Raw genomic sequence first — 23,861 nt, forward strand, 5'->3', positions numbered from 1 at the left:
GGCTGGCCAGGTTGCCGCCCGCCAGGTCAATGGTCTGGTTCGGCGCCGCGCCGGCCATGCCGCTGACGTCGATGCTGGTGACCAGTGACGCGCCGCTGCCGCTGACAGTGAAGTGCAGGTAGTCATCGAGCGACGCGGCGCTGCCATTCTCCCCTTGCAGCAGCTGCGACAGGTCGAGTTTGTCGGTGCCCGGCGTAAAGTCGGTGATCACATCGTGGCCACTGTTGCCTTTGAGCCATTGGAACGTGTCGGCGCCGCTGCCGCCGGTCAGCGTATTGTTGCCCAGTCCGCCGATCAGGAAGTCATCGCCACCCTCGCCCTTGAGCACGTCATTGCCCAGGCCGCCGGTAATGATGTTGCTGTTGTTGTCGCCGGTAAGGTTGTCGTTGAAATCGGAGCCGACGAGGTTTTCGATGGCGGTCAGGGTGTCGGTGCCGGCGCCCAAGGTGTTTTGCGGCCCACTCTGGCCCAGGTTGACCGTAACGCCAGTGGTGGCATGGGCGTAGCTCGCGGTGTCGTTACCGATGCCGCCATCGAGCAGGTCGTTGCCCGTGCCACTGAACAACAAGTCATTGCCCGCATCGCCATGCAGCGTGTTGTTGCCGGTGCCTGCGGTGAGGATGTCATTGCCGTCACCGGCATTGATGATGTTGTCGCCGTTGCCTGCCACCAGGGTGTCGTTGCCCGTGGTCCCGGTGAGGGTATGACCGTCCTGATAGCTGATGGTCAGGTTGGCGCTGTCGCTGCCACCATGGTTATCGCTGGCAGTGTAGGTGCCGTGATAGTCCGGGGCAGTGTCGTGGGCACCGGAATAATCGAGCTTCATGGTCAGCTGATAGCTTTCCGAGTTGCCTGCACCGCTGCCGCCACCGGTGTTGGTGATGTTGGTCACATGGATCTGATAGACGCCGTCCGACGTCGCCGTGATAGTCTGGCCATCGCCGAGGGCAATCCAGGCACCGCCGTTGATCGAGTACTCCATAGTGATATGGCCGGCAGCCAGATTGTGGTCAAGGTTGAGGGTCTCGCCCTGCTTGAGGTTGACGGTGATGCGATCTTCATCGTTAACGTTGGCCGCAGTGACCGGCCCCAGATAACCACTGATCACCAACAGGGCCGTCATCGAGGCGGTATTGGCTGCGAACGCGCCGCGCACGTTGCTCAGGCTCTGGTTGCTCGGCTTGACGCCGCTGCCGGAGAAATCGATGGCGCCGCTGCCGGTGAAGTCGGCACCTTTGGCGACCCAGCCCGTATTGAACGTGGTTGGCGAGGCCTTGAGCGGGTCGCCATCGGCGTCGGTGTCGTTGGCCAGCAGTAATTCACCCGGCACCGTCACGCTGCCTGAAAGCACATTGGTGATGATGTGATCATCGGTGGCCACCGGTGCTGCATTCGGAATGACTTTGACCACCAGTGTCGAGCTGGCGAGATCGCCGTCGTTGTCGCTGAGGGTGAAGCCGATGTTTTCAGTAAGCACCACCGATGTGGTTTTCTGCGATACGTAGTTGTACTCACCAGTATCGAGATTCACCACCAGCGTGCCCTTGTTGTTGGTGGCGATACTCAGGGTGTTGTTGGTCGTATTGAACGTACCGTGATTGGCGCCGCCGCTGAAATTCAGCGAGCCCTGGTTGCTGTTGCCTTTCGGATCGTAGGTGTACGTGGTGCCATCGACGGTGATGGTTTTTATGAAGCCGCCATCTGCACCAAACGCCCCACCCTCGCCCAGCAGTGAACCGGTGACCGGTGCGCCCATCACCGTGCCCGAAAGCACCGAGTTGAGTTGGCCAAGGTCGGTGACGATCACGGCGTTGTTATTGGTGCCCGTGCCAGTGCCGTCATATGCCAGCGGATCGAGGGCATCATTGTCGACGTTTGCGCCCAGGCCGATCGCGTAGTTCTTGATTTGATTCTCGGTAAGAAATGCCTTCCAGAGCGCCTCGTCCTGCGTCTCGATCGAACCTTCATTGGGTTTGCCGTCAGAGAAGAAGTAGCCGACATTCTGTGCGCCCGTCAGCTTGCCGTTGGTCTCAAATGCAGTTTGTGCCACGGCCACCGCCGCGTCGTAGTTGGTGCCGCCGCCCGCCGTCAGACCAGCGACGATTGCCTTGGCGGTCGCCACGTCAACCCACACCGACGACTTGTCGATGGCATTGCTGCTGAACGTGACAATCTGCACTTTGACGTCGCCGAGGTCGTCGTATTTGTCGAGCAAGGCACTGATCGCCTGCTTGGCCAGATCCAGCCTCGACAGCCCCGTTACGCCGGAGGGGTCGACCATGCTGCCGGAGACATCGATCACCAGCAGCAGGTTGGAGTCAATCTCGACTGCTGCCACCGAACGCTCCGAAGCCACAGCCTTGGGCACGTCGTCGACGATGTTGACCACGATAGTGCTGGTGGTGGTGGTGTTGCCCAGCGCATCGGTGGCCTTGTAGGTAAAGGTGTCGCTCAGGGAGTTGGGGCCATCGTTGGCGCCCGGTGTTGTTTTCGGTGCCGAGGTCAAGGTGTAGGTATACGTGCCGTTGGGGTTGAGCAGGATTTGCCCAAAGTTGCCGTTGGCGCTGCCGACCAGGGTGTAGCTGATCGCGCCAGTCGCGCCGCTGACCGAGCCGACCAGCGTGCCGGACGCGGTTTCACCGGCGTTGGCTGGATCGCTGCCGGTAACGGTGCCGGCCGCCAGGTCCTGGCCGTCCTTGTTCAGGTCGAGGGCTTTTTCGTAGACGGTGGCGTCGGCGTCGCTCACCGCTTGCAGGCAGCTGTTGTAGACGTCGATGGTGATGGTCGTGGTGCTTTCATCGCCGTCGGCATCGCGCACGGTGTAGGTGAACACATCCACCGCACCGGGGCCGCTCACAGCGTTCGGGTTGCTGTGATAAACCGCGTTGCCGCTGGCGTCGAGGGTCAGGTAGCCGTAGGTGCCGTTGATCTGGCTGTTCAGGCCACCGATAGCCGAGGTCGAGGTATCCGAACCGGCGCGCACGCCGATCACCGCACCGAGGCCATCGGCGCCGCCGATGTCATTGACCAGTACGTTGCCGCTGACGGTGCCGCCCTCCACCACCGAATCCACGTCCGCTTTGGCAGTGGGCACGTCGTCGACGATGTTGACCACGATGGTGCTGGTGACCACATTGCCCAAGGAATCGGTGGCCTGATAGGTGAAGGTTTCGTGGGTGACGTTCGGCCCATCGTTGGCGCTCGGCGTGGTGCTCGGTGGCGAAGTCAGGGTGTAGGTGTAGGTGCCGTTGGGATTTAGCACGATTTGACCATAGGCCCCGGTGGCGCTGCCGACCAGTGCGTAGGTGATCGCACCGACGGCGCCGCTGACCGAGCCGACCAAGGTGCCGGACGCGGTTTCACCGGAGTGCCCCGGTTCGCTGCCGGTGACGCTGCCGGCCGCCAGGTCCTGGCCGTCCTTGTTCAGGTCGAGGGCTTTTTCGTAGACGGTGGCGTCGGCGTCGCTCACCGCTTGCAGGCAGCTGTTGTAGACGTCGATGGTGATGGTCGTGGTGCTTTCATCGCCGTCGGCATCGCGCACGGTGTAGGTGAACACATCCACCGCACCGGGGCCGCTCACAGCGTTCGGGTTGCTGTGATAAACCGCGTTGCCGCTGGCGTCGAGGGTCAGGTAGCCGTAGGTGCCGTTGATCTGGCTGTTCAGGCCACCGATAGCCGAGGTCGAGGTATCCGAACCGGCGCGCACGCCGACCACTGCACCGCTGGCGGCCGGGCCGTCGGCGCCGCCAATGTCATTGCTCAGCACATTGCCACTGACGGTGCCGCCCTCCTGCACGGAGTCCGCGTCGGGTTTGGCGCTCGGCAAGTCATCGACGATGTTGACGTTGATCTGCCCCGATGCGGTGCTGCCGTCAGTGTCGGTTGCGATGACGTTGAGGTTCTCGGTGATGCTGTTGGCGCCGTTGGCAGTCGGGTGGGTTTCGTTATCGGCCAGGGTGTAGCTGTAGCTGACCACGCCGGTGGTTGGGTTGTAGCCGGTGATGGTCAGGGTGCTGCCCAACGGAGTGGTGATCGTTTGTGGGAAACCGGCGGCCACGCCACCGCTGACTACGGTAATGCCGCCCACGGTCAGGGTTTGCAGGCCATCGAGAGCGGTGACGGTGAAGGTGCCGCTCTGGGTCAACGCCGATGCGTTGGGGCTGGTGCCGTCGCCGAGGTTTTTCTCGTAGACGGTCAGTTCGCCGCCCTCGACGTCGAGGCCGTTGATCGTCACCCCGTCGTCGTTGTTGTGGATGTTCAGCACCAGGTTGGCGGTGCTGCTGTCGCCGTCGGCATCGGTGAGTACGTAGGTGAACGTTTCGGTACCGTTGCCACCGCCATGCAGCGCTTTGAAATCCGCATCGCTGGTGTTCAGGGTGTAGGTGTACGTGCCGTTGGCATTCAGCACCAGGGTGCCGTAGGTTCCGACGAACGTACCGGGGGTGATCGGGCCGCTGTTTTCACCGACCGGCACGCGATCCGCGCCTTGTATATCGTTGGTCAGCACGTTGCCGTTGAGGGTCAGCTGGGTTTCCGACGCCACGCCGTTATCGTCGTCGATGGCTTTGGGCACATCGTCGGTGATGTTGACGTTCAATTCACCGTTGGCGGTGGTGTTGTTGTCATCGACCACCACCACGGCGAACGACTCGGAAAGGCTGTTGGCGCCGTTGGCATTCGGGTGCGTTTCGTTATCGGCCAGGGTGTAGCTGTAGCTCACCACGCCGGTAACCGGGTCGAACCCGGTGATGGTCAGCGTACTGCCCAACGGAGTGACGATCGATTGCGGAAAACCGGCTGCCACACCGCCAGTGACGACGGCGATGCCCCCGACGGTCAGGGTTTGCACACCGTCGAGGGCGGTAATGGTGAAGGTGCCGCTCTGGGTCAACGCCGATGCGTTGGGGCTGGTGCCGTCGCCGAGGTTTTTCTCGTAGACGGTCAGTTCGCCGCCCTCGACGTCGAGGCCGTTGATCGTCACCCCGTCGTCGTTGTTGTGGATGTTCAGCACCAGGTTGGCGGTGCTGCTGTCGCCGTCGGCATCGGTGAGTACGTAGGTGAACGTTTCGGTACCGTTGCCACCGCCATGCAGCGCTTTGAAATCCGCATCGCTGGTGTTCAGGGTGTAGGTGTACGTGCCGTTGGCATTCAGCACCAGGGTGCCGTAGGTTCCGACGAACGTACCGGGGGTGATCGGGCCGCTGTTTTCACCGACCGGCACGCGATCCGCGCCTTGTATATCGTTGGTCAGCACGTTGCCGTTGAGGGTCAGCTGGGTTTCCGACGCCACGCCGTTATCGTCGTCGATGGCTTTGGGCACATCGTCGGTGATGTTGACGTCCAGCGACCCGGTAGCGGTGTCGCCATTGCTGTCACCGGCGACCACAGTGAAGTGTTCGCTGAGGGTGGTGCCGTCGCCGCTCGTGTGGGTTTCGCTGCCATTGAGGGTGTAGCTGTAGCTCACAACGCCAGTGGCCGGGTTGTATCCGGTGATGGTCAGGGTACTACCCAACGCTGTGATGATCGACTGCGGGAAACCGCTGGCTACACCGCCACTGATCACGTTGATCCCGCCGATGCTCAGGCTGCTCAAGCCGTCGGGGGCGTTGATGGTGAACGTACCGTTCTGCGTCAGGGCACTTGGGCTGCTGGCCGAGCCGTTGGAAAGGTTGGCTTCCTTGACGGTCAGCTCACCGCCTTCTACCGACAGGCCGTCGAGGCTGACCGGGTTGTCCGCCACCGGTGGTACCAGCGGGATGACAACCGGAGGAATCCCTGGGGCAACCGGCGTCAGACTGCCATCGTCGGTATCCGTATCGCCTTCGCGGCGACCTTCCGGAAACTCGGGAATGCCATTGAATCCGGCAGTGGGAAAACCGATGATCGGATCGACTCTCCCACCGACCTCCTCCAGCATCACGAAACTGTGCCCGCCTCCCGCCTCACCACCCGGCGCGCCAGTCGATGGTCCCGCCGCGGTGGCTTCCGCGGTTTGCGTCGGGTCGTCACCCGCGGCAATGGCTTTTTGCAGTTGTTCGACATCGCTCAGTTGCGCCTGGCTCGGCGTCACTGCTTCGGCGGTGTCGACGCGGGGGATGTGATTAGTCAATAACTGCGGCGTCAGTTGCAGGCTGCTTCCCCGTCCAAGGGTCAGTTCCTGGCCATTTTGCAAATGCACCGCTACCGCGCCCTCGGCTCCGGTCGACAGTTGATCACCGGCGAACAAGCGGTCGCCCTCGATCAGGACGCGACGCGTGCCGTCGCTTGTCACCGCGAACACCTGCCCGACGACCTTACTGACGATACCGATGAGCGTAGCCATGTGCATTTTCTCCGCTGCCAACCGCTGTCGGCACTTTTTTATTGCGCGGAGCAATGCTTGATGGACGGTTTACCGAGTGCCTGGCGGATCGTCTACCGGCCAGCGGGTTTACCTGAGTAAGCCGCTGCCCTGGCGACGATCTCGCCGGCGTTGCTCACGGTCACGTTTGGTTGCGCAACAAACCCCTTTGCAATCAAAGGCATCGGGAATACATCGCAAATACGCTGCCCTGCGAGCAATGCGTAACGGAGCTGAATCAACCGAGTGACAAAAAACCGTCACACAATTCCGCTACGCCTCCCTCCCCTCCAGCACTTCTCCGCCCTATGTCGATAAGTGGATCGGAACTTTTCACCTGCCCCGATGAGCGCCCTAAAGCTCATAAATCAAGGGCTTTGGTAATGAACAATGTGCTGGATTTTGCGGAGCGCATAAGTTTTTTTCGGCATAGGGCTTATGAGAAAAACTTCTTAGGTTCTCTCCAGAATGTTCTTAGCTCTTCTGTAAAACCCGTGAAACGGTTTACCTATAAATTTCGTCAAATAATTGGCGACTGATTAAGCACCATCAGGACTTCAGGGAGAAGCACCATGCGCCTTTTAACCCCCCTCTGCAGCGCAGTTCTATTGGCCATGGCCTGCACTTCTCAAGCTCACGCCATGTCGCTGACCGAAGCCATCCAGAGCACCATTGCCACTCACCCGGAATTGGCGTCACGAGTGGACAGCCGTCTGTCGGCTGACGAAGACGTGAAAGTCGCGAAGGGGGGCTTTTATCCGTCGGTGGACTTGAATGCCGCATACGGGCGCGGGTACAGCGATAACACCAACACCCGGGCGCTCGGCAAACACCACACGGAAATCCTCAATTACACCCAGTCGGAACTGCGGTTGCGGCAAATGCTTTTCGACGGGTTCAACACTGCCAACGAAGTCGAACGCACCAAAGGCGTAGTCAACTCCCGCGCCTATTACGCCCAGGGCACCGCCCAGGATCTGGCTTTGCGCACCACCGAGGTCTACCTCGAAGTACTCAAGCGCCGTGAGCTGGTGACGCTGGCCAAGAACAACCTGCAGGCACACTTGCGCGTCAACGATCAGATCGGCCTGCGCACCGAGCGCGGAGTCGGCAGCAACGCCGACGCCGACCAGTCCAGTGCCCGTCGGGCATTGGCGGAGAACAACCTCGACACCGCCGAAGTCGACCTGGCCGACGCCGAATCGAACTTCGCCGCCGTCGTTGGGCGCCTGCCCGATGAACTGGAAGCACCGCCCTCGATTCGCGGCGAAGTGCCTGCATCCCTGACGGAAGCCCAGCAGAGCATGGTGGAAAACAACCCGTACCTGAAATCGGCCCAGGCCGACGTGCAATCGGCCGAGAGCCAGTACGAAGTCGCCAAGTCGCCGTTCTACCCGCGCTTCGACGCTGAAGCGGCGGTGGGCGCCAACAACAACATCGCCGGTGAAGAAGGCCATGACAACGAATGGCGGGTCGGCGTGGTGATGAACTACAACCTGTTCCGCGGCGGCAGCGACAAGGCGCGCCTGCAATCGGACGCGCACAAGATCAATCAGGCGATGGACATCCGCAACAACGCCCTGCGCCAGCTCAACGAGAACATTCATCTGGCCTGGAACGCCATGGTCAACGCCAAGAAGCAAACCCCGACCGCCCGTGAGTATGCCGATACCAGCAAACGCGTGCGCATGGCCTACCAGGACCAGTTCGGCCTCGGCCAGCGCACCCTGCTCGATCTGCTGGACAGTGAAAACGAGCTCTACAACGCCAACCGCCGCTACACCGAAGTGCGCTACACCGAGGAATATTCGATGTACCGGATACTGGCGAACATGGGCCAGTTGTTGAGCAAACAGCGGGTCGTACTGCCAGCCGATGCCATCGCCCAGACCGAAGTGAAAAGCGAAGCCCGTTTGCCTGATCTCAAATAAACACCCCTGCAGGAGCTGCCTCAGGCTGCGATCTTTTGATTTGAACTGTTCAAGATCGCAGCCTGCGGTAACGCTTGCAGGGGGACGTGCAGAAACCGTTACCCATTGATGTAGCGCAACCGGAGCGATCACATTGACCAGCATGGAACCTGGCAACACAGGCGTTGATCCGCGCCTGAGCTTCGATGACCCGCTTCTGGACGGTCTGCTGATCCTCTGCAAACTCCATGGCGCGACGGTCAGTCGCGCCAGCCTGAGTGCCGGGCTGCCAATGGCACACCAACGCCTGAGCCTGGACCTGCTGCCTCGCGCAGCGGCCCGGGCCGGATTGCAGGCACGCCTGCTACGTCGCGAGCTCAAAGACATTTCTCCACTCAACCTTCCCGTGATGCTCCTGCTCAGCCATGGACGCACCGCTGTCCTGCGCCGTTACGGCGAAGACGGTCGGGTGCTGATCCTGCCCAGTGAAGCCGACGGTGGCGAACAGTGGATCAGCCCGCAAGAGCTGGCCGAACACTACAGCGGCCAGGCCCTGTTCGCCCGGCCACGGCATGAACTCGAAGACCTGCGCTCGCCCTTGGTGCCCCGCGTACAGGCGTGGTTCAGAGACACGCTGAAACTGTCGAAATGGCTGTACAGCGATGCAATCCTCGCCAGCTTCCTGATCAACCTGTTGGGTTTGATGGTGCCGCTGTTCGTGATGCAGACCTACGATCGCGTAGTGCCGAACCAGGCCACCTCGACCTTGTGGGTCCTGTCCATCGGCCTGCTGATCGGCACCGGTTTCGAGCTGGTGCTGCGCGTGGTGCGCGCGCACTTGCTGGACACCGCCGGCAAGAAGACCGATGTGATTCTTTCGGCGACCCTGTTCGAACGCATCACCGGCATGGCGATGAAAGCGCGGCCTGCGACCATTGGCGGATTCGCCCAAAGCATTCATGACTTCCAGGGCTTGCGGGAATTTCTCACGGCGGTGACCCTGACCAGCCTGATCGACCTGCCCTTTGCGTTGCTGATGCTGGTGGTGATCGGCCTGCTCGGCGGCTGGCTGGTGGTGATTCCGGTGTTGGCGTTTCCGATCACGATCATCTTTGCCATGATCATTCAGACACGCCTGCGCGACACGGTGCAAAAAAGCTTGAGCCTCGGCGCCGAACGCCAGGCGCTGCTGATCGAAACCCTCGGCGGCCTGGAAACCCTCAAGGCCTGCAGCGCCGAAAGCGAGCGCCAGCACAAATGGGAAAGCACCCACGGCGCCCTCACCCGCCTCGACAGCCACGCGCGTAACCTGGCGGCGCTGGCCACCAACGGCACCCTGTTCATCCAGCAGTTTTCCGGCATGGCAACCATCGTCGCCGGGGTCTACAGCATCATCGCCGGCAACCTCAGCGTCGGCGCACTGGTGGCGACCTACATGCTCGGCAGTCGCGTGCTGGCACCGCTGGGGCAAATCGCCGGGCTGATCACCCGCTACCAGCAAGCACAGTTGACCATGAAGAGTACCGACGCCCTGATGTCGCTACCCCAGGAGCGCGATGCCCGGCAGCGGCCGCTTGAACGCACGCAACTACGAGGTGCACTGGATGTGGTCGGTGTGACCTTCCACTACAACGGCCAGGCCGCCCCGGCGCTGGCCAACATCAGCTTCAGCGTCAAACCCGGTGAACGCATCGGCATCATTGGCCGCAGTGGCTCGGGCAAAAGCACGCTGGGGCGCCTGGTGATGGGGTTCTATGAGCCGGAAGAAGGCCAGCTCCTGCTCGATGGCCTGGACTTGCGGCAACTGGACGTCGCCGACCTGCGCCATCAGATCGGCTATGTCGCCCATGACTTGCCGTTGCTGGCCGGCAGCCTGCGCGACAACCTGACACTCGGCGCACGCTACATCAGCGACGCTCGCATGCTTGAAGTCGCCGAGCTCACCGGCGTCACCGAACTGGCCCGGCAACACCCGCAAGGCTTCGACCGGCCCGTCGGCGAGCGTGGGCAATTGCTCTCCGGTGGTCAACGCCAGGCTGTGTTGCTGGCCCGGGCGCTTCTGCTCGACCCGCCGATCATGTTGCTCGATGAGCCGACCAGCGCCATGGACAACAGCAGCGAGGATGTACTGCGGCAAAAACTCCACGGCTGGGTGCAGGGCAAAACCGTGCTGCTGGTCACGCACCGCACCTCGATGCTCAGCCTGGTGGATCGGCTGGTGGTGCTCGACAACGGGCGAATCGTTGCCGACGGACCGAAAGAAGCGGTCATCGATGCATTGCGCAAGGGCCGCGTCGGCTCGGCGGCTGTCTAGATGCGAATACACAACCTGTGGCGAGGGAGCTTGCTCCCGCTGGGTTGCGAAGCAGCCGCCTGGTTGTGTCACCTGGATCGCGTCAGCAGTTTTTGCGACGGCTTCGCCGCCGGACGGGAGCAAGCTCCCTCGCCACAGGGTTGTGTTCGGCACTATTTCTCTTAACTGACGGGTATCGCCCATGTCTGCTCAAACGCCAGATTCAGCGCCCCGAGGCTACTTCAACAGCTTCGGCAAAAGCGCCGAAGCCGAGTTCATGCCGGAAACCGCCGGCGCTTCGTTGCAGGACTCGCCGCGCTGGTCGCGGGTGACCGTGTGGCTGGCCGCCGCGTTGCTGATCAGTGCGCTGGTCTGGGCCAAGTTCGCCGTGTTGCAGGAAGTCACCATGGGCGAAGGCAAGGCGATTCCGTCAAGCAAAGTCCAGGTCATCCAGAACCTCGAGGGCGGCATCGTCAGTGAAATCTTCGTGCGTGAAGGGCAAATGGTCAGCAAGGGCGATACCTTGTTGCGCCTCGACGACACGCGCTACCTGTCGAACAAGGGCGAAAGCGAGGCCGATCGCTATGCCCTGACCGCGCAAGTCGAGCGGCTGTCGGCGGAAGCGGAAGGCCGGCCTTTCAAGCTGTCGGAGGAAGTAATTGCCAAGGCGCCGCAAGTGGCCGAGGACGAACGCTCGTTGTACGAACAACGACAACGCCGACTGGCCAGCGAGCAACGCACCCTGACCGAACAACTTCGGCAAAAAACCCAGGAGCTGGCAGAGTTCCGCTCGAAAGCCGGGCAATACAGTTCAAGCCTGGCGCTGGTCAATCAAGAGATGAACATGTCCGAGCCACTGGTGAAAACCGGTGCCGTATCGCCGGTGGAGATTCTGCGGCTCAAGCGCAGCGCCGTGGAAATCCGTGGCTCGCTGAACGCCACGACGCTGGCGATACCTCGTGCTGAGTCCGCGATCGCCGAGATCCGCAGCAAGATCGACGAGTCGGAACAATCCTTCCGTTCGGATGCGGCCAAGGAGCTCAACGAGAAACGCACCGACCTGTCGAAAATCACCGCATCGAGCATCGCCATCGACGACCGCGTGACCCGCACCACAGTGACCTCGCCAGTCAAAGGCATCATCAAGGTTTTGAAGGTCAACACCATCGGCGGCGTGGTCCAGCCAGGCAGCGACATGGTGGAAATCGTGCCACTGGAAGACAACCTGTTGATCGAAGCCAAGGTCCGGCCTCAAGACGTTGCGTTCCTGCATCCTGGCCAGAAAGCCATGGTCAAGTTCACCGCTTACGACTACACGATCTACGGTGGCCTGAGCGCGAAACTGGAGTTGATCGGCGCCGACACCATCACCGATGACAAGGGCAACAGCTTCTATCTGATCCAGGTGCGTACCGATAAAAACCATCTGGGCGGGGACGCCAAACCATTGCTGATCATTCCGGGGATGGTGGCGACTGTGGACATCATTACCGGGGAAAAGACAGTGCTGGATTATCTGCTTAAGCCGGTGCTCAAGGCCCGCACCGAGGCGATGCGGGAAAGATAGTCCTGAATCCTTCCGTGTGGCGTGGGAGCTTGCTCCCGCTGGGCTGCGAAGCAGCCCCAAGTGGTGTGTCCGGGCTATCGAATTCGCTGGTTTGGGGCGCGCTTCGCACTCCAGCGGGAGCTAGCTCCCTCGCCACAACGGGTCATCCGCCATGATTGCGCTGGTAAACCTCCTCCCCCATCGCCGCAATCTGCCCCTCGATCAACGCCTCGAACGGTTTCAGCAAAGGCGCAAACGAGGCCGGTGCCTCCAGGGTTTCCAGCGCCTGCACAATCGCTTCCACCGTCGACAACGCTCCCGGCCCCGGCGCCTTGCGCAGTCGATAGCGCGACACGCCACCCTCGGCCAGCGTCACTCTGGGCAACGCGGCCAGCAACGGATTGAGATGCAGCATTTTGCGCGCCTTACGCCAGGTACCATCCGGGACCACCAGCAGCAACGGCTCGTCAGACGCGGCATACGTCTGCAGCGGCTGTGCATCCTCACCGGGAAACAACAACCGCGCCCGATACCCTGGCTGATGCAACAGCGCCGGCAAATCCGCAAACACCTCACCGACGATCAGCTCGGCATTCTGCAACCCGAGTGCCGCCAGACGTGCGGTGTTCAACGCATGATTCACTTCACTCGGATGCTGTAACAACAGCACCCGGGTGCGGCTGTCGAGACTCGGGATCAGCGGACACAAGCAATGACTTTGCGGGCGCAGACAACGCGGACATTGAATTCTGGACATGCTCTTCAGGCCTGATTGAGTTGTGCTTTGAGCAGATCGCGGAAGGTCTGGATCAACGGCTCGCGGCTGCGTCCCCGGCGCATGATCATGGAAAACGGTGCCTGATAACCGAAGGTCGCCGGCAGCAGCACACGCAAATCACCCTTGTCGGCCCAGGCCTGGGCGTAGTGCTCCGGCAGGTAACCGATGTAGGCGCCGGACAACACCAGAATCAGCTGCGCCTCCATACTTTCCACCGTCGCGGCGCTGTGCTTGAAACCGTGGCGGGCCAGTTCCGCCTGGCTCCAGTAGCCACGACCGACCATGCGCTGCTGGGTAATGACCTGCTCGGGAATGCGCCGCTCGTTGAACAGCGGATGCCGCGAACTGCAATACAGCCAGTGCTGTTCGCGGTACAACGGCATGTACACCAGACCGCTCATGCGCGTGGAGAATGCGCCGATGGCCAGGTCAAGACGGTTGTCCTGCACGCCGAGCTGCAACTCATAAGGGCTCATGACCGAAAGGTGCAAGTGCACCGCCGGGTGTTCCTGACTGTAGGCGCCAATGGCTTCAGCGAACGGCAAGGCCTTGTCGCTGACCGTGGAGTCGATCACCCCCAGGTTGAGCGTACCTCGCAATTCGCCCTTGAGCGCGGCGGCGTATTGCTCGAAACCTTCCAGCTCGCCCAGCAGGCGCAGGGTTTCCTGATGGAACAACTCACCCTTGCTGGTCAGGCTGAACCCGCCACGGCCGCGATGGCAAAGCACCAGGCCCAGCGCCGATTCGAGCTGGCTCATGTAAGTACTGATAGCCGATGTCGATAGATTGAGCTCCTGCTGGGCGTTGGCGAACCCCTGATGACGCACGACGCTGACGAAGATGCGCAAAAGTTTCAGGTCGGGTAAAGCGTTGGCCATGGGCACTCCTGCTCTTGTGGCGAGGGAGCTTGCTCCCGCTCGGCTGCGCAGCAGTCGTAAACCTGCTCATGTGGTTTGTCTGCCGGACTTGGGTGAATGGTTTGGGGGTGCTTCGCCCCCCAGCGGGAGCAAGCTCCCTCGCCACGGGGTTCTGTAGACCGCCTCAAGTCTATCTCCCTCCCCGCCATTAGTTTAGAAAAATCTGAACTAAGTATTTGCCCGTAGCGATTCTTCCCGTCCACTACATTTCGCAGAATCGGCCCACAACGGTGCCCGTACCTTCCGTGAACGGCGCAACCCAATAAATAAAACAACGACGATGAGGCCCTACCCGTGGACAAGATTCTTCACCAACCACTGGGCGGCAACGAAATGCCGCGCTTCGGCGGCATCGCCACCATGCTCCGACTCCCCCATGTACCGACTGCTGCCGGCCTCGACGCGGCCTTCGTTGGCGTGCCGCTGGACATCGGTACTTCGCTGCGCCCCGGTACCCGCTTCGGACCACGTGACATCCGCGCCGAATCGGTGATGATCCGCCCGTACAACATGGCCACCGGTGCTGCACCGTTCGATTCGCTGTCGGTTGCCGATATCGGCGACGTGGCGATCAACACCTTCAACCTGCTGGATGCCGTGCGGATCATCGAAGAGTCCTACGACAACATCCTCGAACACGACGTGATCCCGCTGACCCTCGGCGGCGACCACACCATCACCCTGCCGATCCTGCGTGCCATCCATAAAAAGCACGGCAAGGTCGGCCTGGTGCACATCGACGCCCACGCCGATGTCAACGATCACATGTTCGGCGAGAAAATCGCCCACGGCACCACCTTCCGCCGCGCCGTCGAAGAAGGCTTGATTGACCCGGACCGCGTTGTACAAATCGGTCTGCGCGCCCAGGGCTACACCGCTGACGACTTCAACTGGAGCCGTAACCAGGGCTTCCGTGTGGTCCAGGCCGAAGAGTGCTGGCACAAATCCCTGGCGCCATTGATGGCCGAAGTCCGCGAGAAAGTCGGCGGTGGTCCGGTGTACCTGAGCTTCGACATCGACGGCATCGACCCGGCTTGGGCACCCGGCACCGGTACCCCGGAAATCGGCGGTCTGACGACCATTCAGGCGATCGAGATCGTTCGCGGCTGCCAAGGCCTCGACCTGATCGGTTGCGATCTGGTAGAAGTCTCGCCCGCTTACGACACCACCGGCAACACCTCGCTGCTGGCCGCCAACCTGCTGTACGAAATGCTCTGCGTACTGCCTGGCGTGGTCCATCGCTGAGGATCGGTCATGAACGAACGTGATCAGGTTTTGAACGCGGCGGCCGATCTGGTCGCCGCCTTCGCCCGTAACGATCGAGAAGCCTACTTCGGTGCGTTCAGCGCCGATGCCAGCTTTGTTTTCTACACCCTCGGCCAGCCGCTGCTGTCGCGCGATGCCTACCAGGCGTTGTGGGACAGCTGGCGTGCCGAGGATGGCTTCGAGGTGCTGTCGTGCACGTCGAGCAACGCCTTCGTCAGCCTGCAGGGTGACGTGGCGATTTTCATTCATGACGTTGCCACCGAGCTGCGCATGCAAGGGGAGCAACACTTCAGCCAGGAGCGCGAGACGATTGTTTTCAAGAAACAAGCGTCTGGCCAAGAACAACAAGGCCTATGGCTGGCCTGTCACGAACATTTGTCCGCAATGCCGGAAGGGCTGCCACCCCCTTAGCCAAACAGGTGACGCTCACACACGATGAGCGCGCCTTTATGATCGGAGCAGATCATGAATAACAACAACAAAGAAAAAAGCCTTAGCATCGAAACAAACGGGGTCGAACAGATTCCGGACAATGAGCGCACCGCCCGGCCCAGCGACCTGTTTCGCTTGATCTTCGGCGGCGCCAACACCTTTGCCACCGCCGTGCTCGGCAGTTTCCCGGTTCTGTTCGGCCTGTCTTTCCAGGCGGGCGTCTGGGCGATTGTGCTGGGCGTCGCGCTCGGTGCGCTGATCCTGGCGCCGATGGGCCTGTTCGGTCCGATCAACGGCACCAACAACGCGGTGTCTTCCGGTGCACACTTCGGCGTGCACGGGCGGATCGTCGGCTCCTTCCTGTCCCTGTTGACCGCTATCGCGTTCTTCTCGCTCTCCGTCTGGAGTTCGGGGGACGCATTGGTGGGCGGCGCGAAACGCCTGGTCGACCTGCCGGAAACCGACTTGACCCTGGGCCTGGCCTACGGTCTGTTCGCGCTGCTGGTGCTGACAGTGTGCATCTACGGTTTCCGTTTCATGTTGTGGGTCAACCGCATCGCGGTGTGGGCGGCGAGCCTGTTGTTCCTGCTGGGCATCTTCGCGTTCGCCCCGGCGTTCGACAGTCAGTACGCCGGTACCGTGGCCATGGGTCAGGCTGGTTTCTGGGCAGCGTTCATCGGCGCAGCACTGGTTGCCATGAGCAATCCGATTTCCTTCGGTGCGTTCCTCGGCGACTGGTCGCGCTACATCCCGCGTGAAACGCCGAAAGGCCGGATCATGCTCGCGGTGATCGCCGCGCAACTGGCGACGCTGATTCCGTTCCTGTTCGGCCTCGCCACCGCGACGATCGTGGCGATCAAGGCACCGGACTACATTGCGGCCAACAATTATGTCGGCGGGCTGTTGGCGGTTTCGCCCACCTGGTTCTTCCTGCCGGTGTGTTTGATTGCGGTGATCGGCGGCATGTCCACCGGCACCACGTCGCTTTATGGCACCGGGCTGGACATGTCCAGCGTGTTCCCACGGGTGTTGTCGCGGGTCAAGGCCACGCTGCTGATCGGTGTGATGTCGATTGCCTTCATCTTCATCGGTCGCTTCGCGGCGAACCTGGTGCAGAGCGTGTCGACTTTCGCCGTACTGATCATCACCTGCACCACGCCATGGATGGTGATCATGATCATCGGCCTGGTGACGCGTCGCGGTTTCTACTGCCCGGATGACCTGCAAGTGTTCACCCGTGGCGAGAAAGGTGGCCGCTACTGGTTCACCCACGGCTGGAACTGGCGTGGCATGGGCGCCTGGATCCCGAGCGCGGCCGTCGGCCTGTGCTTCGTCAACCTGCCGGGGCAGTTTGTCGGTCCGCTGGGCAACCTGGCCGATGGCATCGACATCAGCCTGCCGGTGACACTGGGCCTGGCCTCGGTGGTGTACCTGATGTTGCTCAAGATGTTCCCGGAAGCGCACGCGGTGTTCGGCCCGAACGATTCACGCAGCAAGAGCACGGACCCGCTCGTTAAACCGGCGATGCGGCAAGTCGCCTGAAAAAAAACGCACGAACCTGTGGACAACGCATGACCTGTAGGAGCGACGCTTGCCCGCGAAGATCGATGACGCGGTCAGGCTGACTCACCGCGGCACCCCATTCGCGGGCAAGCCACGCTCCTACAGGAATACATTCACAGGAATTGATTTTCAGCCTCACATAAAAAAGACAATCGGAGACACGCCATCATGGCTTTGGATTTATTCGTCGTACTCATCTACGCCGCCGCGATGCTGATACTCGGCTACTACGGCATGCGCAAGGCCAAGACCAACGAAGATTTTTTGGTTGCCGGTCGCAATCTCGGCCCTAGCCTGTACATGGGCACCATGGCAGCCACCGTCCTGGGCGGCGCGTCCACCGTGGGCACCGTGCGTTTGGGCTACGTGCATGGCATCTCCGGTTTCTGGCTGTGCGCAGCCCTGGGTTGCGGGATCGTGGCGTTGAACCTGTTCCTCGCCAAGCCGCTGCTGAAACTGAAGATCTACACCGTTACCCAGGTGCTGGAAAAACGCTACAACCCGATGGCCCGCTCGGCGAGCGCGGTGATCATGCTGGCCTATGCCCTGATGATCGGCGTGACCTCGATCCTGGCGATCGGCACCGTACTGCAAGTGCTGTTCGGGTTGCCGTTCTGGATTTCGGTAGTGCTCGGTGGTGGTGTGGTAGTGGTTTACTCGGCCATCGGCGGCATGTGGTCGCTGACCCTGACCGACATCGTCCAGTTCGTGATCAAGACCGTTGGCCTGATGTTCATCCTGTTGCCGATCTGCCTGTACCGCGTCGGTGGTTGGGATGAGTTGGTGTTGAAACTGCCGGCGGCGAGCTTCAGCTTCACCACCATTGGTTGGGACACCATCATCACCTACTTCATGATCTACTTCTTCGGCATCCTGATCGGTCAGGACATCTGGCAGCGGGTGTTCACCGTCAAGACCGCCAAAGTCGCTCAGGTTGCCGGCACCGCTGCCGGTATCTACTGCATCCTCTACGGCCTGGCCTGCGCCTTGATCGGCATGGCTGCACACGTACTGATTCCGGATCTAGACAACGTCAACAACGCCTTCGCCGCCATCGTGAAACTGTCCTTGCCGGACGGTATCCGCGGCCTGGTAATCGCTGCAGCACTCGCGGCCATGATGTCCACCGCCAGCGCCGGCCTGCTCGCCGCTGCCACCACCCTGACCGAAGACCTGCTGCCGAAACTGCGTGGCGGTAAGCAATCGAGCCTGGGCCTCAACCGCCTGGTCACCATGCTCACCGGTATCGTGGTACTCGGGATCGCCCTGGTGGTGAACGACGTGATCAGCGCCCTGACCCTGGCCTACAACTTGTTGGTAGGTGGCATGCTGATCCCATTGATCGGTGCGATTTTCTGGAAACGCGCTACCACCGCCGGCGCCATCGCCAGCATGGGCCTGGGCTTCGTCACTGCGCTGGTGTTCATGGTCAAGGACGGTCTGGATGCCAACACCCCGATCTACTACAGCCTGGCTGTTGGCCTGGTGAGCTTCGTCGTGGTCAGCCTGCTGTCCCGTCGTCCGGTGACACTGGCCAGCGCTGCCTAAGCTGAACACAACGAATTGATGTTTTCTTCGACGGGTGTGGCGTCGGTTGCCTCACCCGTTTTTTTTCGCCTGGAGAAAATGTCGTATGCAGAGCCACGTGATTGACGAGTGGTAACACCAGCATGGCGCAAGCCTGCTGTACTCAATACCAGGAACCCATCCAGCAGGGACGACAATCGATTTGGCGTGTCCCCATGAACAAAGCAGCCGTGCGTGCCGCCGTGCATCAATTCATCAGCCGCTTGCTGGAAGGCCGGGATGACTTCGACGACAACGCCAGTCTGGCGCAGTTGGGATTGGATAAAGCGGATATCGAAGATTTGATCTTCCATCTGGAAGATGAATTCGGTTTGACGGCTTTTACCGCCGAAGAAGACACGATGCTAAAGACCGCCAGAACGGCAAATGACCTGAGTCGGTTTTTAATTGAGATCGGGCGGCATTGACAGCCTGATCACCGCCCTATGCCTTGTACGCGCACCTGTAGCAGCGAAACTGCTCGCAAAAAACTCCAAGCGCCACGTACTTTCAGGCAGCCGACAGCATTGTCAACGTCCACTGCGAGCGTGCTCGCTCCTGCAGGACTACCGGCGGCGCTGCTGGCGTCGACGCTGTTCGTCGTCCGTACGGATGGGCACAGGTTGCAGAGGCGGTTCGATCAGACCGAGTGCGACACCCAGGTCGTGCAGCCAATTTTGGATTTTCTCTTTCATGATGCCCCCTTCAGGGTAGTGCCGAGCGGCCAAAATTCTGTAGCCCCTTCGCACTGATAATAGTCCGAAGTCCTGAGCAATGCTCGCCCAAAGTGGCAATGATCTGTTACTGAATGGATCACAATCGAGCGCCATTAAATCATGCAATCGCCCGGGCCTGGCTTTGCGCCGACGGATAGACCGCTTGCTGTTCCTCGATCCACGCATTCAGGTTGGCCCCCACCATGCCCTTGCGCCACATCAGCCATGTGGTTGCGCTGGCAAAAGGCTCGGGGAGCGGGTGCACCGCTACGCTTTCACGCCCCGGCAGGCTGGCCAGCATCGACTCCGACATCAATGCCACGCCGGAGCCGGCAATCACGCACGCGAGCATCCCCGGGTAGGACTCGATTTCCATCGCCCGGCCCATGGCCGCGTGATCGTGAGAGAACCAGGACTCCAGGCGCATCCGATAAGAGCACCCTTGGCGAAAGGTGAATACCGAACGCCCTTCCACGTCACGCGCGCTACGCACCGGCGGGTGGTCGGCTTCGCTGATCAGCACCAGTCGTTCCTCACACAACAGCACGCCGTCGATCACTGCCAACTCTGGCGGCCCATCCACAAGTGCCGCATCGAGGCGGCCGGTGAGCAAACCTTCCAGCAGCTCACCGCTGGGTCCGGACTGCACTTGCAGGTTCACCGCCGGGTAGCGCCGGTGATAGCGGGCCAGCAACGCCGGCAGATGAATCGCAGCAGTGCTGTACATGGTGCCGAGAACGAAGTCGCCGGCCGGTTGACCGCCCTGCACCGCTGTATGGGCTTCGTCGTGCAAGGCGAACAACCTGGCGGTGTAGTCCAGCAGGACTTTTCCCGCAGGCGACAACTGCAGCCGCTGACGCTCGCGTACGAACAATTCAACGCCGAGTTGTTCTTCGAGCTGCTTGAGTCGTGTCGACAGGTTGGATGGCACCCGGTGCAGGCGTTCGGCGGCACGGGTGATGGAGGCTTCCTCCGCCACCGCCTGGAAGATCCGCAACTGACTGAATTCCACACCTTTCTCCAAAAATGAACAACTCAGCCACTATTGTTCATCCATGAAGAAAGTCAATCAATCCCGGCCTGACGGTTGCCTGTCTTCTTCGCTCAGCTTTGACCCAGCACCCTGCGCAGTCGGCGGCGAACCCACTGCTCAGCGCTGACGAAGGTGATGCCCAACAACACCAGGACCGCGCCAATCACGAAGTTCAGGCTCAGCTCTTCGCCCAAGAGCAACACGCCGAACGTGACACCGAACAGCGGCGTCATGAACGAAAACACCGCCAGGTTTGCCGCCAGATAACGGCGCAGCAGCCAGAACCAGATCAGATAGCTGAAGAACGACACCACCACACCTTGGAACAGCACGCTGGTGACCGCCACGGTAGTCAGGCTGACATGGGTGATTTGACCGCTGAGCAGCGCGATCAAAAGCAGGCCGACAAACCCGACTACCAATTGATAGAACAACGTCAGTGTCACGGGCGCCTCAGACAGCCGCGAAGCCCTCACCACTACTGTCGTCGCGCCCCAGGCCGCACCGGCCAGTACGCCCAGCGCGTCACCGAGCAGCATGCGGCGATCGAGGTTATCCCACGAAACCCCACCGGCAAACGCGGTGCCGATCCCGATGAATGCCAGAATAATCCCCAGCCATTGCACCGGCCGTAAACGCTCACTGGGCAATAACCAATGCACGCCCAACGCCGTGAAGATCGGCGCGGTATAAAGAAACACCGACATGTGCGCTGCAGTGGTCAGTTGCAGGCCTTCCGAGATGAAGAAAAACTCCAGGCCAAACAAGGCACCGGCCAACAGCCCGCCGCGCCACGTGGAGCCGACCTGGTCCCAACCGCCCTTCCAGCAGATCAACAGTCCTACGAGCAATGCAGACATGCCCGACCGCCCTGCCGCCTGCATGACCGGCGCGATGTCGGGTGCCGCCCACTTGATCATCACCTGCTGAACACCCCAGACCAGGCACAACCCCAGCATCACCTGCAGGGCAAATCCATCGGCGCTGCGCCGGGTGGCGCTCACCTTGAAACCTCGACATCACAAAACATGGCGGTGGCTCGACAGTTAAAGCAAAGCCCCGGCCTGCTTGTTGGCCAAGCGGTGCCGGGGCGGATTTCAGGCTGTAGGGTGACCTCGCAGGCAACACCCTGAAGTGTTGACTACAAGCAGCAATCAGCTCAGCTCAATACGATCGGCATGAATGACGATCTGGCCGTTCTTGTACAACGCACCAATGGCCTTCTTGAAGTTGCCTTTGCTGACACCGAACATGCTGCTGATAACGGTTGGGTCGCTTTTGTCGCTGACTGGCAAAGTGCCGTTGTTCTCACGCAACTTGGCGAGGATCTTCGAGTTCAGGCTGGTCGCCGCTTCCTGGCCAACCGGTTGCAGGCTCAGACTGATCTTGCCATCGGCACGAACTTCCTTGATGAAGCCCTTCTCTTCTTTGCCGGCGCGCATGAACTTGAAGATTTCGTTCTTGTGGATCAGGCCCCAGTGCTTGTTGTTGATGATTGCCTTGAAGCCCATGTCCGTGGCTTCGGCAACCAGCAGATCAACTTCCTGGCCGGGCGTGTAGTTGGCCGGAGTTTTGTCCAGGTAGCGGTCCAGACGCGCCGTCGCGGTGATGCGGCGAGTGTGCTTGTCGAGATAGACGTGCACCACGGCGTATTCACCCGCTGACATCTGACGCTTTTCTTCCGAGTACGGCAGCAACAGATCCTTCGGCAAGCCCCAATCCAGGAACACCCCAATGCTGTTGACTTCAACAACTTTCAAACTGGCGAATTCACCGACTTGAACTTTCGGCTTTTCAGTTGTTGCGATGAGTTTGTCATCGCTGTCCAAATATACAAATACGTTGAGCCAGTCTTCATCTTCGCTTGGAACATCTTTTGGAATATAACGATTCGGCAAAAGAATTTCGCCGTCCGCACCACCGTCCAGATATAAACCGAAGTTAGTGTGTTTAACCACTTGCAAACTGTTGTAACGCCCGACTAAAGCCATGTCCAATACCCTCATTACGTGGCGGCATTCTACCCGGTTTTGCGGGCCGCGTTCGGTGGGCGGTCCGGTGGTGGGAGAAAAACCTCTGAAGGCCGCAATTTTTCTGGGTTCGGCCACGACCGCTGGCCGCTCGTCTGATCGATCTGTCCACTTTCATGGCGCCCCAAGCAGCGCATAAAACGCCTTTTTCGAGAGCTGTTTTTATTTAAAACAGCGACTTAGGAAAAAACTCCAACAATTAACCGCCGTTTATTTTTCCTGTACATCGAATGCTTCAGGGGATATTTGCCAAGCAAATTGCAGGCATTTCCTGTACGATGCCTGGCCAAGTTAATTTTCTACAGGTTAATGGCCGCCATGCGCGTAAAAGCATCCAACAGCAAAGCAAAGCCAGCTCCAGCCGTCGAAACCAGCGAATCGATCAATAACCAGATCGCTGCATTCCTCAAATCCGGCGGTGAAATCCAGCAAATTGCCAAAGGCGTAAGCGGCCAGACGTTCGGCCCGTCCAAGCAGATCACGCTGGGCAAAAAGTAAAAACCACGCCTTACCTGGTCCCTGGGCGCTTTGAGCTTCGAAGCGTCTGGACTGGAACTCTGCAATAGCCTCCCCCCAACATCACCAATCTCGTAAAAATCGACGAACGGCCCTCGATGCCTGTCATTCGCCGGTATCCTTGCACGCGTCTAGATCAAGCGTTTCAGCAGGCCAAACCGCCTGCACTCGCTGTTCATGGAGTGACGCATGCAAAAACTCTCCTGCCTTTGCTTACTACTCGGCGGTCTACTGGCGTGCTCCGTTGCCCAAGGTCAGGTTTTTCAGCGCGAGCTGGGCGATTTCGACCTGAAACTCGGTACCAACCCAGCTCGCAGCATGGCCCAGGGTCTGGTCAAACCTTCCGCCGTCGGTTCATTCCATGGTGGCCTGGACCTGACCCATGACAGCGGTTTCTACTTCGGCCAATGGTCACCCAGCATGGGAATCAGTCCCGGGAAAAATCTCGAAATCGATTCCTACGCAGGCTTTAAACAGCCCTTCGACCAAACGCTCGGTTACGAAGTGGGCATCATTCATTACAGCTATCCCGAAGTGGAAACCCTCGACAGTCAGGAACTGTTCGCAGGCTTGACCTTGCTGGGCAGCCGTTTCGGCGTTGCGTTGAGCAACGACCCGGACAAACAGAACAGCACCCTGTTCGCCAATCTCAGCGGCAATGAGCCCTTCGGCATCGGGATCAGTATGAAATACACCACCCACCAGTTGAATACTCCGGTGGCTGTGGACGGTGGTTACGTAGGCAGTTTCACTGATTGGTCGGTGAAGTTGTCCCGCCCCTTCATGGGAATCGACCTTGACCTGATCTACAGTGATTCCAGCCTCAGCGGCAGCACTTGTTCAGCCTATTCCGGGCACAACAACCAGTGTGACGGACTTGTCACACTCAAGGCCGAACGCAGCTTCTATTGATCGGCTGAACTGCCGGCCTCCTCTTGCGTTCACATGAGAATCA

At 60.3% G+C, this 23,861-nt stretch carries 17 protein-coding genes; 10 read left to right on the forward strand and 7 right to left on the reverse strand.

Features of this window, described 5'->3' with window-relative positions:
- The coding region (locus D8V06_RS14925; RefSeq protein WP_130931218.1) for a retention module-containing protein at nt 1-6,322 on the reverse strand (6,322 nt) is incomplete at its 3' end.
- A gap of 590 nt (nt 6,323-6,912) precedes the next feature.
- Here D8V06_RS14925 and D8V06_RS14930 point away from each other — a divergent pair.
- The 3 genes from D8V06_RS14930 (at nt 6,913) to D8V06_RS14940 (ending at nt 12,110) form a co-directional block, all read left to right on the forward strand.
- Nucleotides 6,913-8,271 carry a TolC family outer membrane protein gene (locus D8V06_RS14930; RefSeq protein ID WP_056853075.1) on the forward strand — a complete coding sequence of 453 codons (1,359 nt, stop codon included), beginning with the start codon at nt 6,913-6,915 and terminating at the stop codon, nt 8,269-8,271.
- Between the two features lie 133 nt (nt 8,272-8,404).
- Complete coding sequence (locus D8V06_RS14935) at nt 8,405-10,564, forward strand: type I secretion system permease/ATPase (RefSeq protein WP_130931219.1); 2,160 nt, start codon at nt 8,405-8,407, stop codon at nt 10,562-10,564.
- Nucleotides 10,565-10,745: 181 nt separating this feature from the next.
- Nucleotides 10,746-12,110 carry an HlyD family type I secretion periplasmic adaptor subunit gene (locus tag D8V06_RS14940; RefSeq protein ID WP_130931220.1) on the forward strand — a complete coding sequence of 455 codons (1,365 nt, stop codon included), beginning with the start codon at nt 10,746-10,748 and terminating at the stop codon, nt 12,108-12,110.
- 142 nt (nt 12,111-12,252) lie between these two features.
- Here the strand turns inward: D8V06_RS14940 and D8V06_RS14945 are convergent, their stop codons facing one another.
- On the reverse strand, nt 12,253-12,846 hold the full coding sequence (locus D8V06_RS14945) for a DTW domain-containing protein (RefSeq protein WP_056853078.1): 594 nt from the start codon (nt 12,844-12,846) through the stop codon (nt 12,253-12,255).
- Nucleotides 12,847-12,851: 5 nt separating this feature from the next.
- A complete protein-coding gene (locus D8V06_RS14950) occupies nt 12,852-13,745 on the reverse strand; it encodes a LysR family transcriptional regulator (protein WP_056853079.1) in 894 nt (297 codons plus the stop codon).
- Between the two features lie 333 nt (nt 13,746-14,078).
- Between D8V06_RS14950 and speB the strand changes: the two genes are divergently transcribed.
- From speB to D8V06_RS14980, 5 genes are all read left to right on the forward strand, one after another.
- Nucleotides 14,079-15,029 carry an agmatinase gene (gene speB / locus D8V06_RS14955; protein WP_056853080.1) on the forward strand — a complete coding sequence of 317 codons (951 nt, stop codon included), beginning with the start codon at nt 14,079-14,081 and terminating at the stop codon, nt 15,027-15,029.
- A gap of 9 nt (nt 15,030-15,038) precedes the next feature.
- The gene (locus D8V06_RS14960) at nt 15,039-15,461 is read left to right on the forward strand and encodes a nuclear transport factor 2 family protein (RefSeq protein ID WP_056853081.1); all 423 of its coding nucleotides are present in this window, start codon (nt 15,039-15,041) and stop codon (nt 15,459-15,461) included.
- 51 nt (nt 15,462-15,512) lie between these two features.
- On the forward strand, nt 15,513-17,024 hold the full coding sequence (locus D8V06_RS14965) for a cytosine permease (RefSeq protein WP_241667826.1): 1,512 nt from the start codon (nt 15,513-15,515) through the stop codon (nt 17,022-17,024).
- Nucleotides 17,025-17,213: 189 nt separating this feature from the next.
- A complete protein-coding gene (locus D8V06_RS14975) occupies nt 17,214-18,593 on the forward strand; it encodes a sodium:solute symporter (protein ID WP_056853083.1) in 1,380 nt (459 codons plus the stop codon).
- Between the two features lie 194 nt (nt 18,594-18,787).
- Nucleotides 18,788-19,039, forward strand: a complete 252-nt coding sequence (locus D8V06_RS14980) for an acyl carrier protein (RefSeq protein WP_130904805.1) — start codon at nt 18,788-18,790, stop codon at nt 19,037-19,039.
- Between the two features lie 138 nt (nt 19,040-19,177).
- On the opposite strand, the gene D8V06_RS31030 is transcribed toward D8V06_RS14980, so the two are convergent.
- From D8V06_RS31030 to D8V06_RS14995, 4 genes are all read right to left on the reverse strand, one after another.
- Entirely contained in the window at nt 19,178-19,306 is a 129-nt protein-coding gene (locus D8V06_RS31030) for a PA1414 family protein (RefSeq protein ID WP_007914492.1), read from the reverse strand.
- Nucleotides 19,307-19,445: 139 nt separating this feature from the next.
- Nucleotides 19,446-20,339 carry a LysR family transcriptional regulator gene (locus D8V06_RS14985; protein WP_130908028.1) on the reverse strand — a complete coding sequence of 298 codons (894 nt, stop codon included), beginning with the start codon at nt 20,337-20,339 and terminating at the stop codon, nt 19,446-19,448.
- A 92-nt stretch (nt 20,340-20,431) separates the two neighbouring features.
- Nucleotides 20,432-21,364, reverse strand: a complete 933-nt coding sequence (locus tag D8V06_RS14990; RefSeq protein ID WP_130908029.1) for a DMT family transporter — start codon at nt 21,362-21,364, stop codon at nt 20,432-20,434.
- A gap of 150 nt (nt 21,365-21,514) precedes the next feature.
- Nucleotides 21,515-22,351, reverse strand: coding sequence for a S1-like domain-containing RNA-binding protein (locus D8V06_RS14995; RefSeq protein ID WP_130908030.1), 837 nt, complete (start codon nt 22,349-22,351; stop codon nt 21,515-21,517).
- A 348-nt stretch (nt 22,352-22,699) separates the two neighbouring features.
- On the opposite strand from D8V06_RS14995, the gene D8V06_RS15000 reads away from it, so the two are divergent.
- Complete coding sequence (locus D8V06_RS15000; RefSeq protein ID WP_017337097.1) at nt 22,700-22,888, forward strand: hypothetical protein; 189 nt, start codon at nt 22,700-22,702, stop codon at nt 22,886-22,888.
- A 207-nt stretch (nt 22,889-23,095) separates the two neighbouring features.
- A complete protein-coding gene (locus tag D8V06_RS15005; RefSeq protein ID WP_056853088.1) occupies nt 23,096-23,818 on the forward strand; it encodes a TorF family putative porin in 723 nt (240 codons plus the stop codon).
- The last annotated feature ends 43 nt before the right edge of the window (nt 23,819-23,861 follow it).

The sequence above is a fragment of the Pseudomonas sp. Sample_24 genome (genome assembly GCF_004307605.1).
Classification (GTDB): domain Bacteria; phylum Pseudomonadota; class Gammaproteobacteria; order Pseudomonadales; family Pseudomonadaceae; genus Aquipseudomonas.

Coding starts and splice junctions, on each gene's coding strand:
- D8V06_RS31030 (WP_007914492.1), bottom strand. CDS start 19,306: ATGAAAGAGAAAATCCAAAATTGGCTGCACGACCTGGGTGTCGCACTC.
- D8V06_RS15005 (WP_056853088.1), top strand. CDS start 23,096: ATGCAAAAACTCTCCTGCCTTTGCTTACTACTCGGCGGTCTACTGGCG.
- D8V06_RS15000 (WP_017337097.1), top strand. CDS start 22,700: ATGGCCGCCATGCGCGTAAAAGCATCCAACAGCAAAGCAAAGCCAGCT.
- D8V06_RS14975 (WP_056853083.1), top strand. CDS start 17,214: ATGGCTTTGGATTTATTCGTCGTACTCATCTACGCCGCCGCGATGCTG.
- D8V06_RS14945 (WP_056853078.1), bottom strand. CDS start 12,846: ATGTCCAGAATTCAATGTCCGCGTTGTCTGCGCCCGCAAAGTCATTGC.
- D8V06_RS14995 (WP_130908030.1), bottom strand. CDS start 22,351: ATGGCTTTAGTCGGGCGTTACAACAGTTTGCAAGTGGTTAAACACACT.
- D8V06_RS14960 (WP_056853081.1), top strand. CDS start 15,039: ATGAACGAACGTGATCAGGTTTTGAACGCGGCGGCCGATCTGGTCGCC.
- D8V06_RS14940 (WP_130931220.1), top strand. CDS start 10,746: ATGTCTGCTCAAACGCCAGATTCAGCGCCCCGAGGCTACTTCAACAGC.
- D8V06_RS14950 (WP_056853079.1), bottom strand. CDS start 13,745: ATGGCCAACGCTTTACCCGACCTGAAACTTTTGCGCATCTTCGTCAGC.
- D8V06_RS14930 (WP_056853075.1), top strand. CDS start 6,913: ATGCGCCTTTTAACCCCCCTCTGCAGCGCAGTTCTATTGGCCATGGCC.
- D8V06_RS14980 (WP_130904805.1), top strand. CDS start 18,788: ATGAACAAAGCAGCCGTGCGTGCCGCCGTGCATCAATTCATCAGCCGC.